Origin of the sequence: Mycobacterium sp. (assembly GCF_049608025.1) — a bacterium.
In the GTDB taxonomy this organism is placed as follows: Bacteria; Actinomycetota; Actinomycetes; order Mycobacteriales; family Mycobacteriaceae; genus Mycobacterium.
This window is the reverse complement of sequence record NZ_JBMYXC010000040.1, coordinates 1-17084: the sequence shown is the minus strand read 5'-3', so window position 1 is coordinate 17084 and position 17084 is coordinate 1. Positions and strand designations below refer to the sequence as shown.

General features: G+C 66.2%; 15 protein-coding genes, 1 tRNA gene and 1 pseudogene. 7 read left to right on the top strand and 10 right to left on the bottom strand.

The window, feature by feature from the left end:
• Positions 1-73 precede the first annotated feature (73 nt).
• On the top strand, positions 74-586 hold the full coding sequence (locus tag ACPGXI_RS13180; protein ID WP_526653553.1) for a DUF3145 family protein: 513 nt from the start codon (positions 74-76) through the stop codon (positions 584-586).
• Here ACPGXI_RS13180 and ACPGXI_RS13175 read toward each other — a convergent pair.
• Together ACPGXI_RS13175 and ACPGXI_RS13170 are read right to left on the bottom strand one after the other, a co-directional pair.
• A complete protein-coding gene (locus ACPGXI_RS13175; protein ID WP_526653551.1) occupies positions 583-1497 on the bottom strand; it encodes a diacylglycerol kinase in 915 nt (304 codons plus the stop codon). The genes ACPGXI_RS13180 and ACPGXI_RS13175 overlap by 4 nt on opposite strands.
• Entirely contained in the window at positions 1494-3074 is a 1581-nt protein-coding gene (locus ACPGXI_RS13170; RefSeq protein ID WP_526653578.1) for an FAD-binding oxidoreductase, read from the bottom strand. Before ACPGXI_RS13170 ends, ACPGXI_RS13175 begins: the two co-directional genes overlap by 4 nt.
• Before the next feature lie 56 nt (positions 3075-3130).
• Between ACPGXI_RS13170 and ACPGXI_RS13165 the strand changes: the two genes are divergently transcribed.
• The gene (locus tag ACPGXI_RS13165) at positions 3131-3721 is read left to right on the top strand and encodes a TetR/AcrR family transcriptional regulator (RefSeq protein ID WP_526653550.1); all 591 of its coding nucleotides are present in this window, start codon (positions 3131-3133) and stop codon (positions 3719-3721) included.
• Positions 3718-5247 (top strand): glycerol-3-phosphate dehydrogenase/oxidase, encoded by a 1530-nt coding sequence (locus ACPGXI_RS13160; protein WP_526653549.1) that lies wholly within the window; start codon positions 3718-3720, stop codon positions 5245-5247. The genes ACPGXI_RS13165 and ACPGXI_RS13160 overlap by 4 nt, the downstream gene beginning before the upstream one ends.
• A gap of 30 nt (positions 5248-5277) precedes the next feature.
• Here the strand turns inward: ACPGXI_RS13160 and ACPGXI_RS13155 are convergent, their stop codons facing one another.
• From ACPGXI_RS13155 to aceE, 7 genes are all read right to left on the bottom strand, one after another.
• Entirely contained in the window at positions 5278-6711 is a 1434-nt protein-coding gene (locus tag ACPGXI_RS13155) for an acyl-CoA carboxylase subunit beta (protein WP_526653548.1), read from the bottom strand.
• Between the two features lie 16 nt (positions 6712-6727).
• The gene (kasB, locus tag ACPGXI_RS13150) at positions 6728-7981 is read right to left on the bottom strand and encodes a 3-oxoacyl-ACP synthase KasB (protein WP_526653545.1); all 1254 of its coding nucleotides are present in this window, start codon (positions 7979-7981) and stop codon (positions 6728-6730) included.
• A 37-nt stretch (positions 7982-8018) separates the two neighbouring features.
• On the bottom strand, positions 8019-9269 hold the full coding sequence (gene kasA, locus ACPGXI_RS13145; protein ID WP_526653543.1) for a 3-oxoacyl-ACP synthase KasA: 1251 nt from the start codon (positions 9267-9269) through the stop codon (positions 8019-8021).
• Positions 9266-9565: a meromycolate extension acyl carrier protein AcpM gene (gene acpM, locus ACPGXI_RS13140; protein WP_526653541.1), complete on the bottom strand. Its 300-nt coding sequence runs from the start codon at positions 9563-9565 to the stop codon at positions 9266-9268. The genes kasA and acpM overlap by 4 nt, the downstream gene beginning before the upstream one ends.
• Before the next feature lie 84 nt (positions 9566-9649).
• Positions 9650-10618 (bottom strand): ACP S-malonyltransferase, encoded by a 969-nt coding sequence (locus ACPGXI_RS13135; protein WP_526653576.1) that lies wholly within the window; start codon positions 10616-10618, stop codon positions 9650-9652.
• Positions 10619-10761: 143 nt separating this feature from the next.
• Positions 10762-12051: a PucR family transcriptional regulator gene (locus ACPGXI_RS13130; protein WP_526653539.1), complete on the bottom strand. Its 1290-nt coding sequence runs from the start codon at positions 12049-12051 to the stop codon at positions 10762-10764.
• A gap of 50 nt (positions 12052-12101) precedes the next feature.
• Entirely contained in the window at positions 12102-14891 is a 2790-nt protein-coding gene (gene aceE / locus ACPGXI_RS13125; RefSeq protein WP_526653537.1) for a pyruvate dehydrogenase (acetyl-transferring), homodimeric type, read from the bottom strand.
• Between the two features lie 195 nt (positions 14892-15086).
• Between aceE and ACPGXI_RS13120 the strand changes: the two genes are divergently transcribed.
• From ACPGXI_RS13120 to ACPGXI_RS13105, 4 genes are all read left to right on the top strand, one after another.
• Positions 15087-15659 (top strand): Rv2240c family protein, encoded by a 573-nt coding sequence (locus ACPGXI_RS13120; RefSeq protein ID WP_526653574.1) that lies wholly within the window; start codon positions 15087-15089, stop codon positions 15657-15659.
• A 74-nt stretch (positions 15660-15733) separates the two neighbouring features.
• Positions 15734-16186, top strand: coding sequence for a DUF3052 family protein (locus ACPGXI_RS13115; RefSeq protein WP_526653535.1), 453 nt, complete (start codon positions 15734-15736; stop codon positions 16184-16186).
• A gap of 2 nt (positions 16187-16188) precedes the next feature.
• On the top strand, positions 16189-16665 hold the full coding sequence (locus ACPGXI_RS13110) for a peroxiredoxin (RefSeq protein ID WP_526653533.1): 477 nt from the start codon (positions 16189-16191) through the stop codon (positions 16663-16665).
• Positions 16666-16712: 47 nt separating this feature from the next.
• Positions 16713-16787: transfer RNA gene (locus ACPGXI_RS13105), tRNA-Val, on the top strand.
• A gap of 13 nt (positions 16788-16800) precedes the next feature.
• Here the strand turns inward: ACPGXI_RS13105 and ACPGXI_RS13100 are convergent.
• Positions 16801-17084: pseudogene (locus tag ACPGXI_RS13100) on the bottom strand (PE family protein); the annotation flags it as partial.

Genomic DNA, 17084 nt, shown 5'->3' with positions numbered 1-17084 from the left:
CACATCGTTTGTTACTCGGTAGCTCACCAGGTCGTTGGGGAAGACGTCCCTCGTGAAGCCGAAGGAGCAGAAGATGCGTGCAGCGAACCAATTCGCCGACGCGACGACGGGCGTGGTGTATGTCCACGCCTCACCCGCCGCGGTGTGCCCCCATGTCGAGTGGGCGCTGTCGTCGACCCTCTCTGCGCGGGCGAACTTGAAGTGGACCCCGCAGCCCGCGATGCCCGGGCAACTGCGCGCCGTCACAAACTGGGTCGGGCCGGTAGGTACCGGAGCCCAACTGGCGAACGCGCTGCGCTCATGGTCGGTGCTGCGGTTCGAGGTGACCGAGGATCCCAGCAGCGGGGTCGACGGTCACCGCTGGTGCCACACTCCGCAGCTCGGTCTCTGGAGTGGCGCGATGAGCGCCAACGGGGACGTGATGGTGGGCGAGATGAGGTTGCGCACCCTGATGGCATCGGGCGCGGACACCCTTTCTGTGGAGTTGGACTCGGTGCTGGGCACCGCGTGGGACGACGCACTGGACGCCTACCGCGACGGTGGGGCCACTGCGGAGGTCAGCTGGCTGAACAGGGGAGTCGGTTAGCGGGCAGGCCGCAGGATCTTCAGCGCGCCCGGCACCGCGGATACTTCGAGGGGCAGCGGGCAGACGTACTCACCGTCGGCGTAGGCCGTGATTTTGGGCGAAGCCAGGCAATCGACGCTGATGCTGCGCGCCTGCGCGGTCTGCACCTCGTCGAGGTCGACATGCTTACCCTTGAACACCTTGGGGAACAGGCGGACCAGGCGGGTGCGCGACGCCGACGCCACCATCGTCACGTCGAGCAGCCCGTCGGATGGGTCCGCACCCGGACAGATCCGCATGCCGCCGCCGTAGCTGCGGGTGTTGCCGAACGCGGCCAGGGTCAGGTCGATGGCCAGTTCTTCCCCGCCGTCGAAGGACAGCCGGAAGGGAAGTAGCCGCAGCTGGGAGATTTCGGCGACGATGGCCAGGTTGTAGCGCATCCGTCCGTGCGGCCAGCGCATCCGGTTGGTCCTGTCGGTGACCAGTGAGTCGAAGCCGGCGGCCATCACGGTGCCGAACCACTTCTCCGTACCGTCGGCGCTCGTGACGTGACCCAAGTCCACGGTCTCGACGACGCCATCGACGACGATGTCGGCCGCTGCTTCGGGATTCTTGGCCGGTATCCGGAACTCCCGGGCGTGGTCATTGCCAGTGCCGGCGGGGATGATGGCCAACGGTATGTCGGATTGCGCGAGCACCTGCAATGCGAGCGAGATGATGCCGTCACCGCCGACGACCACCAGCGCGTCCATGCCGCGCTCCAGCGCGCCGTTGACCAACCGTCGCGAGTGCTCGGCGTCGCTGCCCGCGATGGCAACGACATCGACGCCTCGCCTGTGCAGCTGCGCGATGGCCCGCTCAGCCGCGTGTGGCGCGCTGCCGTGTCCCGATGCAGGGTTGGTCAGCACGGTGACGCGAGCGCGCTCGGTCACGGAATCAGCTTGCCCGGGTTGAGGATTCCAGCCGGATCAAGGGCCGCCTTGACGGCCCGCAGTACCTGCACGCCGACGGGGCCCACCTCGTTGGGCATCCACGGCATATGGTCTGAGCCGACGGCGTGATGGTGGCTGATGGTGGCGCCGACTTCCACCATCGCATCGGAGGCAGCCGCCTTGGCGGTGCGCCACTGTTCGATCGGGTTGCCGCGCTGGGCCGCAACGACGGTGAAGTACAGCGAGGCCCCGGTGGGATACACGTGCGAAATGTGACACAACACCAGTGCAGGTGTTCCGGACTCAGCGAGCGCGCCGGTGAGCGCGTCGGTCACCGCGGCCTTCAGGGCCGGGACATTGGACCAGTTGGTCGCGGTCTCCAAGGTTTCGCAGAGGGCCCCGGCCGACAGCAGCGAATCGCGCAGATACGGCGCGTTGAAGCGGCCGTGCTCCCACGCGCGTGCCGGACCCTCGCCCAGTGACGTGCCGCCACTGACCTCCAACAGTGCCCGGGTCTCGGAGTGGCGGCTGGCCACGTGCGCTTCGGTGCCCTCGAATACGGTGATGGCCAGGCATCCGCCCGTTATCTGCTGCTCGCCGATGTTGTCGCTGGTCGCGAGGTTGACACCGGTCTCGGCTTCGTCGGACAGTCGGATCACGGTCGGCCCGGTCCCGGTCTGAACGACCGCGCGCAGTGCGTCGGCACCGGTGGCGAAGTCGGGAAACGACCACGCCTCGTAGCGGGTGGCCGCTGGGGTGGGATGCACGCGGACCCGCACCCTGGTGATGATCCCGAAGGTGCCTTCCGAGCCCATGAGCAGCTGGCGCAGGTCCGGGCCCGCCGCAGATTCCGGTGCGCGCCCCAGATCGAGGATGCCGGCCGGAGTGACGGCCCGCAGACCGCGGACCATGTCGTTGAACCGGCCGTACCCTGCGGAGTCCTGACCCGACGAGCGCGTCGCGGCGAATCCACCGATGGTCGCGAACAAGAAGCTTTGCGGAAAGTGACCGAGGGAGAACCCGCGTGCACCGAGCAGTCGTTCGGCCTCCGGGCCGCTGAGGCCGGCGCCCAACTCGGCTTCCCACGACACCTCGTCGAGGGCGTGCAGTTCGTTCATCCGGCGCAGATCCAGCGACACGACTGCTGGGAAATCGCCCCGCACCGGATCCAGTCCACCGACGACGCTGGTGCCGCCCCCGAACGGGACGACAGCGATGCCGTGTTCGGCGCAGTACCCGAGGATCTCGGCTACCTCTTCTTCACTACCGGGAAGCAGTACCGCGTCCGGGGCGTCCTGGACATCGAAATCCCGGCGCCGCAGCAGATCCAGCGTCGACTTGCCGCCGGCGCGGAGCAGTCGGCTGCGGTCATCGAGGGTGAGGTTCGCGTCGCCGACGATCGAGCTCAGGCCGTCGCGATCGGATTGCGACAGGGCCGATGGCCGGAGCCGAACCTGATCGGCACTGGGCTGGTCGGCATCGGGCCCCTCGACACCGAGGGCCTGGCTGAGCAACGTGCGGATGCTGGGGGACAGGGGCTTGGCCGCATCGTGGTCGCCCCAGGCGTTCCATTGCATCGGGGGGTCGAACTGGTGGGCGTCAGCAGCAGTCATGCATTACAGTATTACAGAACATGTCAATCCGTAACTCTGAAAGCCGCAACTCTGAAGGGAGCGTCGAGAAAAAGATCCTCGACGCTGCTGCAGAATGCGTCCTCGCGTACGGTGTCGAGCGGACGACGATGACCGAGATCGCACGACGGGCGCGGGTCAGTCGTCCCACCATCTACCGGCGCTGGCCTGACATCCGGTGGGTGATCGCTGAACTCCTGACCGCCCGCATCACCGGCGCGCTCCAGGATGTCCCCGAAAATGGTGCCGGGCGCGAGGCTCTGGTCGACCGCGTGGTTGCCCTCGCCGAGCATCTGCGCAACGACGAGGTCGTGATGTCGGTGCTCGTCAGCGCGCCGAGCCTGGCCATGGTGTACATCGCCGAGCGATTGGGCGCCAGCCAGAAGATTCTCGTGGATGAATTCGCCGAGGGGATCAAAGCGGCGCAGCACGACGGTAGCGTGCGTCCGGGCGACCCGCGTCAGATGGCGGCGATGTGCCTGCTCATCACGCAGTCAACCATCCAATCGGCACAGATGGTGGAGGCGCTCCTCGACCGTGGGGCGCTCAATGTCGAGCTGGCACACTCACTGAACGGATACCTGAAACCATGAGCAGTTCAACGGCTCTGAACGCGTCACGCCGCGGTCAGGAACTCGGCGCAGTTGGCGACGGCGGTACCGTCGACCTCATCGTGATCGGTGGCGGCATCACCGGCGCCGGGATCGCCCTGGACGCTGTGACCCGGGGCCTGTCGGTCGTACTGGTGGAGAAGCACGATCTGGCGTTCGGCACCAGCCGATGGAGCTCGAAGCTGGTACACGGCGGGTTGCGCTACCTGGCCACCGGCAACGTCGGCATCGCCCGGCGCAGCGCCGTCGAACGCGGAATCCTGATGTCGCGCAACGCGCCCCACCTGGTGAGCGCGATGCCACAGCTCGTTCCGCTGTTGCCCGAGATGACCCGAGCCTCCAGGGCACTGGTGCGGATCGGGTTCGCGGCGGGCGACGGGCTGCGCAAGCTGGCGGGCACGTCGGTGTCAACTCTGCCCAGGTCACGCAGGATCGATGCGCGAGGTGCTATCGCGCTGGCCCCGACGGTGCGCCGCGGCGGCCTCGACGGTGCGCTGCTGGCCTACGACGGGCAACTCATCGACGACGCCCGGCTGGTCACCGCTGTGGCTCGAACCGCAGCCCAGCACGGCGCCAGGATTCTCACCCGCGTCGCGGCATCGAATGCGACGCGCACGTCAGTCACGCTGGCCGACACCCTCACCGGGGAGTCGATGGAGGTCACGGCCCGCGCAGTCGTCAACGCCACCGGCGTCTGGGCCGGCGAGTTGGACGGCTCTATCCGGCTGCGGCCCAGCCGTGGAACCCATCTGGTGTTCGATGCCGCAGCGTTCGGCAATCCCACTGCGGCGCTGACCGTCCCGATCCCCGGCGAGATCAACAGATTCGTGTTCGCGATGCCCGAACAGCTCGGCAGGGTGTACTTGGGACTGACCGATGAGGACGCTCCCGGGCCGATTCCCGATGTGCCGCAGCCAACGCAGGCGGAGATCTCGTTCCTGCTCGACACCGTGAACACCGCGCTAGACATCGCCCTCGGGCAGGACGACGTCATGGGCGCCTACGCCGGGTTGCGGCCGTTGATCGACAGCGGCGACGGCGACACCGCGGACCTGTCGCGAGACCATGCGGTCGTCGAGTCTCCTTCCGGCGTCATCAGTGTGATCGGCGGCAAACTCACCGAGTACCGATACATGGCCGAGGACGTGGTCGACCGTGCCGCCACGCTGCGGGGGCTGAGTGCGGGCGTCTGCCGGACCCGAAACCTTCCGCTGGTCGGAGCTCCATCGAATCCCGTTGCGGCACTTCGCTCAGCGGCTGAACTACCGGGCTCACTGGTGGCCCGGTTCGGGGCCGAAGCGCCCAACGTGGTTGCCCGTGCGAGCTGCGATCGGCCGACCGAGAAGGTGGCCGACGGAATCGACGTCACGCGTGCCGAATTCGAGTACGCCGTCACCCACGAGGGCGCGCTCACCGTCGACGACATCCTGGACCGGCGCACCCGCATCGGACTTGTCGCCCGAGACCGCGAGCGGGTAGAAGGGGTAGCCGCAGAGTTCGTGCCCTGACCCCTGCTCGCCCCACAAGGGCTAAACGGGTTACAGCGGAATGTTCTTGTGGCGGCCCCGCCGTGCCGGTGCCTCGGCCAACGCCTGGGTCAGCACGCTGCGGGTGTGCGCCGGGTCGATCTTCGCGTCCACAACACCGATGTCGATAGCCGAGTCCACACCGCCGGCGAGCTTTTCGTGTTCGTCGGCCAGCTCTTGGTGCAGCTCCTCACGCTCCTCGGGGGCAGCGGCGGCCAGCTTCTTCTTGTGCAGGATGCCAACTGCGGCCTTGGCGCCCATGACGGCGACCTCGGCGTCCGGCCAGGCGAAGACCTTAGTGGCATTCAGGGAGCGCGAGTTCATCGCGATGTATGCACCGCCGTAGATCTTGCGGGTGACCAGCGTGACGCGCGGCACCGAGGACTCGCCGAAGGCATGCAGCAGCTTGGCGCCACGGCGGACCACGCCGCCCCACTCCTGGTCCACGCCGGGCAGGTAGCCGGGCACATCGACGACGACGACGAGCGGAATGCCGAAGGCATTGCACAGCCGCACGAAACGCGCTGCCTTCTCCGCACTTTCGGAGTTGAGGCAGCCGCCGAGTCGTAGCGGGTTGTTGGCCAGCACGCCGACGGTGCGCCCCGAGAGCCGGCCCAGGCCGACAACCATCGACGGAGCCCACTTCGCCTGGAACTCCTCGAACGGCGCGTCACTGTCCAGTAGGGCCACGACCAGCGGATGCACATCGTAGGCACGACGGGGTGACTCGGGCAGCAGCGCCTTGAGATCGGTGTCGCCGGCCTCGGCTTTGCTGCGGTCGAAGTGGCCCTGCTGGCAGAAATAACTGACCAGACGCCGGCCGCGGGCGTACGCGTCGAGTTCGTCGTCGGCGACGATGTGGCAGACGCCGGATTTCTTATGGTGGGTGTCGGGGCCGCCGAGGCTGGCCATGTCGACGTCCTCGCCGGTCACGCTGCGTACCACGTCAGGTCCGGTGACGAACACTCTGCCCTCGGGCGCCATGATCACAACGTCGGTCAGTGCCGGGCCGTAGGCGGCGCCGCCGGCGGCGAAGCCGACCACGACCGAGATCTGCGGCACGTGCCCCGATGCCCGGATCATCGCCTCGAATACCAGCCCAACGGCGTGTAGTGCCTTCACCCCTTCGGCGAGCCGGGCGCCGCCGGAGTGCCAGATTCCGACGATCGGGCTGTGTTCCTCGATGGCGAGGTCGTAGGCATCGACGATGTGCTTGCAGCCCTCCACACCCATCGCGCCGCCCATCACGGTGCCGTCGGTGCAGAACGCGATGGTCCGCACCCCGTTGACGGCGCCGGACGCTGCCAGTATCCCGGAGCGGTCACGTTCGTGAAGGAGCTCTACGGTGCCGTCGTCGAAGAAGGTGGACAGGCGCAGCATCGGATCACGCGGATCCAGGGATTCGTTCATTGCGTCGGGGGCCAGCCCATTCTCAATCGTCGTCATGTGTTCTCCTGCCGTTTCAGTATCTACCGAAGGCGAGTGCGACATTGTGCCCGCCGAATCCGAACGAATTGCTGATCGCATACCGGAAGTCTCCGGTCAGCGGGTCCCCGGCAACCACGTCGAGATCGATTTCTGGATCGACATTCTTCAGGTTCAAAGTGGGCGGGATGACGCCATCGCGCAACGCCATCAAAGTCAAGATCGACTCCACCGCGCCGACCGCGCCGACCGAATGGCCCAGCGCAGACTTCGGGGCGTATACCGCCGGACGGTGCGCACCCATCGCTTTGTTGATCGCTTTGCCTTCGGCGACGTCGCCGACGCTGGTGCCGGTGGCGTGCGCGTTCACGTGGTCGATGTCGGTGGGTTTCAGGCCCGCGAGCTGGATCGCCCGGGTCATCGCGTAACCGGCCCGCTCGCCGTTGGGGTCGGGGGCCACCATGTGGAAGCCGTCCGAGGTGATGCTCGCGCCCATCAGCCGACCCAGGATCTGGGCGCCCCGCGCCTTGGCGTGTTCCTCGGTCTCGATGACCATGAGGGCACCTGCCTCGCCGAAGACGAACCCGTCGCGGTCCTTGTCGAAGGGGCGACATGCGCCGGCGGGGTCGTCGTTGTTGGTCGACATGACGATGCGCATCTGGGCGAAAGCGGCGATCGGCACGGCTTCGATGCGCTGTTCCACACCGCCGCAGATCGCGATGTCGGCCTCACCGAACACGATGTTGCGCCAGGCCTGGGCGATGGCTTCCGAGCCTGAGGCGCAGGCCGAGATCGGGGTCACGACTCCGGCCTTGGCTGCCCGATCCAACCCGACCACGGCTGAGGGGCCGTTGGGCATGAACATCTGCACGGCCAGCGGGGACACCGCACGCAAGCCGCGTTCCCGCAGGCCGTCGTAGGCGAACACCAGCGCTTCGGCTCCGCCGAGTCCGGTTCCGATAGCCACCATGAGGCGCTCGGTGTCCACCTCGGGGGAACCGGAGTTCTCCCATGCCCGCCGGCCCAGCACGGCGGCCATCTTCTGGACGTAGGACATCCGTCGCCTCTCGACCTTGGTCAGTTCGGCGTCGAAGTCCTCCAGCAGGTGGCCACCTATGCGCACCGGCAGTTCGAACTCTTCGATGAAGGAGTCTTCGAGCGTGCGGATGCCGCTTTGCGAATCCTGCAGCGCCTTCCAGGTCGACTCGGCGTCGGTGGCCACACTCGTGGTCATCGCGACACCGGTGACCACGACATCCGGAAATCCGTTGCCTGTCGTTGGCGTAGACATGACTGAGCCGCGTGTCCTTTCCCGGTGCTAAGCCCGTTTAGTACCGACCAAACGCCAGAGCCACATTGTGACCGCCGAAGCCGAACGAGTTGTTGATGGCGTACTGGTATTCGCCGTATCGAGGCTCACCTGCGACGACATCGAGATCGATTTCGGGATCGGGTGTCTCGTAGTTCAGCGTCGGCGGGATCACTCCGTCACGCAGCGCCAGCACCGTCAGGATGGACTCAAGTGCTCCGACGGCGCCGATCGAGTGTCCCAGCGCCGACTTCGGCGCGTAGACCGGAGCGTGCTCGACACCGGCAACCCGGATGGCATTGGCCTCCGCGGTGTCGCCGATCGAGGTCGACGTGGCGTGCGCGTTGACGTGTTGGATGTCTGCCGGCGACAGGCCTGCTGTCTCCATCGCCCGTTTCATCGCCTGGCCGGCCCGTTGACCGTCCGAGGCGGGGGCCACCATGTGGAACGCGTCCGACGTGATGCCCGCGCCCATCAACCTGGCAAGCGGCTTGGCGCCACGGGCCTTGGCGTGTTCCTCGGTCTCGATGACCATCAGCGCGCCGGCTTCGCCGAAGACGAACCCGTCACGGTTCTTGTCGAAGGGCCGAGACGCAGCTTCGGGATCCTCGTTGCGGGTCGACATTGCGCGCATCATCGAGAACGCTGCGATGGGCAGTGCCTCGATCATGCCTTCGACACCACCGCAGACAGCGATGTCCGCGTCACCCATGACCAGCTGACGCCAGGCGTGGGCGATGCCCTCGGACCCCGATGAGCACGCCGACACCGGGGTGATGACCCCGGCGCGGGCGCCCAATTCCAGGCCCACCACGGCAGCGGCACCGTTGGGCATGATCATCTGAACGGCGAGCGGGGACACCTTGCGGGGCCCGCCCTCGTTCATCGCGTCGTACATCTCGACGATCTTCTCGCCGCCACCGAGCCCGGTGCCGATCACGACCGAGAAACGATCGGGATCGACCTCCGGACGTCCGATGCTGTCCCACAGCTGATTACCGATGTACTTCGACATCCGCTGGACATACGACATGCGCCGTAGTTCCAGTCGGGTCATCAGCGGGTCGAGAGGCTCCTTGAGGTGCCCCCCGATCTTGACGGCGAGATCCCATTTCTCGACGAAGTCGTCATCGAGAATGCGGATGCCGCTTTCGCCTGCCAGCAGACCCTTCCACGTGCTCTCGATATCCGGCGCGATCGAGGTGGTCGCCGTGACGGCCGTCACGACGACATTCGGGAACCCGCCGTTGGCAGTGGAAGGTCTGGTCACTTGTCACCCGTGAGCTGTGCCCGGATAGCCGCTGCGGCTTCGGGGTTCTCTTCCTCGAGCTTCTGGATGTAGGCGACGACGTCACCGACGGTGCGCAGGCCGGCGAGATCCTCGTCGGGGATCTTCACGCCGTACTTGTCCTCGGTCTGCACGGCGATCTCGACCATCGACAGCGAGTCGATGTCCAGGTCGTCGACGAACGACTTCTCGGGAGTCACCTCGGAGGGCTCGATCCCGGTGACCTCTTCGATGATCTCGGCGAGTCCGGTGATGATTTCGTCCTGAGTGGCGGCCATAGTGGCTCCTTCTATCTGTTGGTTGTTACTAACTCGGGCTTGTTGCTGATGTGTTGAGTTGCGAATTATCGATATAGGTACTGTTCAGGCGCGGATTGGCGTGAATGTCTCAGCGAGTTCGTCCAGGTCAGCGGGACACTTTACGGGATGGGTCGGAGTTCCCTTCAGCTCGCGTTTGGCGATTCCGGTCAGTGTTCCCGCCGGCGGGAACTCGACGATCGCGCAAGCCCCACCGGAACCTGCGGCTTGTGCGAAGAGATCTCGGATGGTCGCGGTGCACAGATCCCAGCGCACCGGCAGGGTCATCTGAGCCACCAGCTTGGTCATCGCATCAGCTGCCGAGGACACCGGACGACCGTCGGCGTTCGACAGCAGCGTCACGGTTGGCGAGGAGATCTCAGCCGGCGTGATCTGGTCGGCCACGGTGGTGTACCCGGCAAGGGCCGGGGCCATGTACTGGGTATGGAAGGCACCTGCGGTGGCGAGTCGGCGGATGCGCGCCCGCGCGGGCGGATCCTCGGCCAGCTTCTCCAAAGCCGACACTGCGCCCGCGGCGACAATCTGTCCGGCCGCGTTGCGATTGGCGGGCACCAGATCCAAGGCCTCGAGGCGGGCGAGTACCTCGTCCTCGTCGCCGCCCAGCAGCGCCGACATGCCGGTGGGCTCCAGCGCGCAAGCCTTGGCCATCTCGGCGCCGCGGGTCGCTGCCAATGCAACGGCCTCGTCGGCTGAAATGACGCCGGCGATGGCGTAGGCGGCGAGCTCCCCGACGGAGTGCCCGGCCGCGATGATGTGGGTGTTCTCGCTGTTGTCCTGCAGGGTTCGACTGGCGAATTCCTCGTAGGCGAGCAGGGTCGCGGCCACCACGAGGGGCTGGGTCACCGCGGTGTCGGTGATTTCCTCAGCGTCGGCGCTGGTGCCCAGGCGGGCAAGGTCCAGGCCACTGATCTCCGACCAGGCAGCGATGCGCTGGGCAGCTCCGGGCAGCTCCAGCCAGTCGGCGAGCATGCCGGGGGTCTGGGAGCCCTGTCCGGGCGCGAGGAATGCGAGCACAGTCTTCTGAGGCACGTCTCTAAGGAAACATTGAGAAGACGGTTTTGTGCGGTGTAAGAGATTATGAACCTTGTCTTATGTTTTTGTAGGTAGTCCACAAAACGCCATGTGGGGCGGCGTTATCGAGACCGAACCGAAATCAGTTACCCGCCCGTTTGGTCCACAACTGTGACTGGCGCAACACCAATGACCTGCCCGGACCGGCTGCCCGCAGCGGTGGAGTGCTGAGCGTGGCCGGCCAACCGGCCTACCGTGGAGGCCACCCGCAGGACGTACGAGTCGCGCGGAACCGTCGGATCGCGGCCGGTGAAGTCGGCGATCCGTTTGAGCCGGTAGCGCACCGTATTTGGATGAACGAACAATTTGCGCGCACAAGCCTCGATCGCGCCACCGGTGTCGAGGTAGGCGTCCAGCGTCTCCATCAGCGCCGGCCCCGCGTCCGAGAGGGGCCGCATCACTTCGGCTTCCAGTGCCACGGCGGCCGTGGCGTCACCGAGCAACGCCCGCTCTGGGAGCAGCTCTCGGGCTGGCACCGGGCGTGGCGCACCCGCCCATCCCGCGACAGCGTTCATTCCCGCGATCGCCTCTGTGGCGCTGCGATGCGCCGCGCCCAGCGTGGGCGCCGTCGGCCCGATCACCACCGGCCCGTCGTCGAACACGCCCATCAAATCGGCCAGGAAACGGTCGGTAGGCGACAGTCTGCCGGAGACGATGGTGACCAGCCACGTGCCGTGCACGTCGGACAACGCTGAGCGCCCGTTGCGTTTCGCCACGTCGTGAACGTCGTCGCCGGCGAATTCGATCCGATCCGGTCGGGGAGTCCCGACGACGACGGTCGCCGGTGCGGTCGCATCCCAGTTCAACGCGGCGGCCTGGGACTGCAGTTCGGGGCCCAGGTCCCCGCGGACCACGGCGTCGACGAGGTTGGCTTCCATCCGGGTGTCCCACGCACCGCGGGCCTCGGCCTGATCGGCATATGCGGTGGCCGCGGCAAAGGCCAGGTCGCGGCTATATCGCAGGATGCCCGCCGTGAGCGCGGTCAGCTGTTCCTCCGAACGCGCCAGCACTGGCACCGTCTCCTCGAAGAACTCCATCGTGACGCGCACCATCTCGACGGACTGGCGCAGCGCGATCTGCCTGCGCAAATCGTGGGGAACAACCTCGAAGGCCTGCGCGGTGTAGTTGACGTTGCTCTGGGGGTCGCGCATCCATTCGACGAAGTTGACCACCGCGGCCTGGACGACCAACTGGACGCTGGCCCGTTGGGACGCGTCCAGATCGGCGAAGAACGTCAACCGCTCCTGCAGGACGTGGACCGCTTCGGTGGCCAGCCGGCCCGAGTACTGCTTGAGCCGGCGCAGCGCCGACTCGGGCACATTCTCCAGCACCTCGACGGTGGACGGCGGAGGGATGAACCGATTGTTGTCGGTCATTCCTAAAATCTACGCTTGTTCTCTGGCCGACCCATACAATTTGGCGACCGTCAGGCGACGCCCGGGTCGGAGGTCTGTTCCGGCGCGGCCATCACATCGTCGATCTGGTACTTCTCCGCGGCTTTCACCGCTACGGCCATATCGATGTTGCCGTCGCGGGCCAGGCCTTCCAGGACTGCGACGACGATCGACTCGGTGTCGGTGTTGAAATAGCGGCGCGCGGCCGGACGGGTGTCGGAGAAGCCGAATCCGTCCGTGCCCAGCGTGACGAAGGTTCCTGGTACCCAGGGCCGGATCTGTTCGGGAACCGCACGCATCCAGTCCGACACCGCCACCACCGGGCCGGAGGCCCCGGCAAGAGCCGTGGTGACATAGGGCGTGCCCGCCGGGCGCTCGGGGTGGCGCAGCTGTTCTTTCTCGATCGCCACACCGTCGCGGTTCAGCTCGCCCCAACTGGTGACCGACCAGACGTCGGCGGCCACGTCCCATTCCTCGGCCAGCAGGTCGGCGGCCCGCAGCGCGGCGGGCATCGACACCCCCGAGGACAGGATTTGGGCCACGTTGGACCGCTGCTGCGGCGCCGACCGGTAGCGGTAGATGCCGCGCAGCAATCCCGCCACGTCCAGTCCGTCGGGTTGGGCGGGCTGGAGGTAGGGCTCGTTGTAGATGGTGATGTAGAAGTAGACGTTCTCCGGGTCCTCGCCGAACATCCGCTGTAGTCCGCTGGCCACGATGTGGGCGATCTCGTAGGCGAATGCCGGGTCGTAGGCCACCACGGCCGGATTGGTGGCAGCCAGCAACAACGAGTGACCGTCGGCGTGCTGGAGGCCTTCGCCGGTCAGCGTGGTGCGCCCCGCCGTCGCACCCAGCACGAACCCGCGCGTCATCTGGTCAGCCGCGGCCCAGAATCCGTCGCCGGTGCGCTGGAACCCGAACATCGAGTAGAAGATGTAGATCGGGATCATCGGCTCGTCATGGGTGGAATAGGACGTGCCCACAGCGGTGAACGACGCCGTCGAACCGGCCTCGTTGATGCCCTCGTGCAGGATCTGACCCGACTGGCTCTCCTTGTAGGCGAGCATCAGTTCCGCATCGACGGCCGTGTACAGCTGACCGTTGCGGTTGTAGATCTTGAGGCTCGGAAACCACGAGTCCATCCCGAACGTGCGGGCCTCATCGGGGATGATCGGCACGATGCGCGGGCCGATGCTCTTGTCCCTGAGCAATTCCTTGAAAGTGCGGACCATCGCCATGGTGGTCGCGACTTCTTGGTTGCCGGACCCCTTCTTCAGGGCCTTGTAGGCGTCCTCGCCGGGCAGCGGCAGCACCTTGGTTTTGGTGCGTCTCTCCGGCACGAACCCGCCGAGGGCCCGGCGTCGGTCCATCAGGTAGCGGATCTCGGGCGCCTCGGGCCCGGGGTGATAGTAAGGCGGCAGATACGGGTCCTTCTCGAGCTGCTCATCACTGATGGGGATGCGCTGGGTGTCGCGGAAGTCCTTGAGATCCTGGAGCGCAAGCTTCTTCATCTGGTGGGTGGCGTTTCGGCCTTCGAAGTGCTTGCCCAGCGTGTAGCCCTTGATGGTCTTGGCCAGGATCACCGTCGGCTGACCCTTGTGCTCCATCGCGGCGTGGTATGCGGCGTGGACTTTGCGGTAGTCGTGGCCGCCGCGCTTCAGGTTCCAGATGTCGGTGTCGGACAGGTGTTCCACCAACTGCTTGGTGCGGGGGTCCCGGCCGAAGAAGTGGTCACGTACGTAGCCGCCGTCGTTGGCCTTGTAGGTCTGGTAGTCACCGTCGGGCGTGCTGTTCATCAGGTTCACCAGGGCGCCGTCGCGATCTGCTTGTAGCAGGACGTCCCACTCGCGGCCCCACACCACCTTGATCACGTTCCAGCCGGCGCCACGGAAGAACGACTCCAGCTCCTGGATGATCTTGCCGTTGCCGCGCACCGGCCCATCGAGGCGCTGCAGGTTGCAGTTGACGACGAAGGTCAAATTGTCCAGACCTTCAAGCGCTGCGACGTGGGCCAGGCCGCGGCTTTCCGGCTCGTCCATCTCGCCGTCGCCGAGAAAGGCCCACACGTGTTGGTTGGCGGTGTCTTTGATGCCCCGGTCGTGCAGGTAGTGATTGAACCGGGCCTGATAGATGGCGTTCATCGGGCCCAGACCCATCGACACCGTCGGGAACTCCCAGAAGTCGGGCATCAGGCGTGGGTGGGGGTAAGACGGGATGCCGCCGCCCGGGTGGCTGTGTTCCTGGCGGAACCCATCAAGCTGATCAGCGCTGAGGCGGCCTTCCAGGAACGCACGTGCGTAGATGCCCGGCGACGCATGCCCTTGGATGAATACCTGGTCCCCGCCGCCCGGGTGGGACTTGCCCCGGAAGAAGTGGTTGAACCCGACTTCGTAGAGGGCGGCCGAGGAGGCGTAGGTGGAAATATGACCACCGACACCGACTCCGGGCCGTTGGGCGCGGTGCACCATGATCGCGGCATTCCACCGGATCCAGGCGCGGTAGCGGCGCTCGACGTCCTCGTCGCCCGGAAACCACGGCTCCAGTTCGGTGGGGATCGTGTTGACGTAATCGGATGACGTCAGCGCCGGAATCGCGACTCTCTGCTCACCCGCGCGTTCCAACAGCCGCAACATCAGATAGCGAGCCCGGGCAGGACCGGAACGCTCCACCAAACCGTCGAACGACTCGAGCCACTCGCCCGTCTCCTCCGGGTCGATGTCCGGAAGATACGACGCGACGCCTTCCCGAATGACGCGAACTCGGTCGGGTTCGGCTGTACTGCTGGAGTTTTGGGCCAGATCCTGACGCACGAACTCGGTGGTCAACTTCCGCTCCTCGGTAGGCGGTGGAAATGGGTGCGCTCCTTACCTGCGCGGTGGAACACATCTGTGTCTAAATTGTTGTGGCCTTATCCTGCCCCATCCGCACGACAACGTGGGGCCAGTGCGGGGAACCGCCGATTGGCAACTTCAACGGCAGTGTGAATAGTCGGGCGACCCGGTAACGTCTGCACCGTGCTGATGGGTTGGCTGGCGGTGCCCCGCGCGCAGGGCGCGGCATTTGTCACCGGCACATTGGCCTTGCTGGCCATGATCATCGTGGGCTGCACCAAGGTCACCGACGGCGATGTCGCGGTCGCCCAGGGGGAAGCGCCCCTGTACCGGGCCTCGGTGTCGGCGTCGATCGAGGAATCCATCGCGAGTTCCAGCGCGCGCGAGTCCGAACGCCAGGAATCGTTGACCACCGAGGCCGTCCAGACCTCGTGCGAGGTGATGAGCTCGAGCAGCGCCGACGCCATCGGCGCGGTGAACACCTACGTCGACGCCTTCAACGCCAATCCTGGCGATGTCGGGAGCAGTGCCGGTCCGGCGGTGGACGCACTGAACCTCAGTGCCGACCGGGTGGCGGGCACCGTCTCGGACCCGCTGCCGCCTGATCTGCGGGATGCGCTCAACAGCTGGGTGGACGCCGCGCGGGTGGTGGCGGGCGCGATCGCGGGCAATTACGGGACCGAAGAATTCAACGCAGCGATCACCCGTCTCAACGATTCGAAGACCACCGCATTGAACCGATGCGACGCCGCATTCCGGTGAACTGGCCAGCACACGTCCGCTGTCGCGGCCGGGCGTGCGACGATAGGACCCGAACATGACACAGCGTGCAGCGAATGACATTGACTGAAGGAGGACTGAAGGTGGTCTCGGCGGGTGCCGCCCCGAACTACGCCCGCAGACTGGGCATCGAAAAAGATCAGATCGTGCAGGAGTTGGGTTGGGACGAGGACACCGACGACGACATCCGGTTCGCCATCGAGGATGAGTGCGGCGCTGACCTGCTCGACGAGGACTCCGACGAAGTCATCGACGTGGTCCTCTTGTGGTGGCGAGACGGGGACGGCGATCTCGTCGACAGGCTGATGGACGCCATCACTCCGCTCGCCGATGACGGCGTCATCTGGGTGGTCACCCCTAAGACCGGCCAACGGGGGCACGTGCAACCAGCCGAGATCGCGGAGTCGGCGCCGACCGCAGGCTTGATGCAGACGTCCTCAGCCGCGCTGGGGGGCTGGATCGCCAGTCGACTGGTCCAGCCGAAGTCCAAAGCCGCCAGTCGGCACTAGCAGTGCTCGCTGTCGGCCACCACGCACCGGATTTCACGCTCAAGGATCAGAACAACCAGCCGGTGACGCTCAGTTCTTTGGGTGCGGCAGGCCGCACGCCCAAGAACGTGCTTCTGGTGTTCTTCCCGCTCGCCTTCACCAGCATCTGTGCTCGTGAGCTCGACGACGTCCGCGATAATCTGTCCGACTTCGTCAACGACGACACCGCCACGCTGGCCATTTCGGTAGGGCCGCCACCCACCCACAAGGTGTGGGCCACCCAGCGCGGGTTCACCTTCCCGGTGCTCGCTGACTTCTGGCCCCACGGCGCGGTCAGTCAGGACTACGGCGTGTTCAACGACGACAGCGGGTTTGCCAACCGGGGCACCTTCGCGGTGGACCGCTGCGGAGTCATTCGGTTCGCTGAGTGCAGGCAGCCCGGCGAGGTTCGCGATCAGGCGGTGTGGGCACAAGCGCTGGCTGCGCTTCGGTCAGGGTGACGCGGATTTCCGGTGGCGCGTCATCGGCGTGTAGCCTGCCCGGGATCGGGCGCGTAGCTCAGTGGTAGAGCTCTGGTTTTACACACCAGCGGTCGGCGGTTCGATACCGTCCGCGCCCACCAGTGTTATTGCAGTTCAGAGCCTTAATGGGCAGGCCACTGCGGGTGTGCCGGTCGCGTTCTCGGCGGTGGCCATACCGCCGCTGCCGCCGACACCTCCCGACACGAGTCCGCCGTTTCCACCGACGCCGCCGGCGCCGCCGGACGTCGTCGCCTTCGATACGGATAAGAACACCGTTGTCACGGCGGAACCACCGTTACCACCACTGCCGCCGATGCCGGCGCCGCCCGAGGAGCCACCGGCACCACCGAGGCCGCCGACGTTGAGATCACCGCCGAGGCCGGTGCCGCCATTACCGC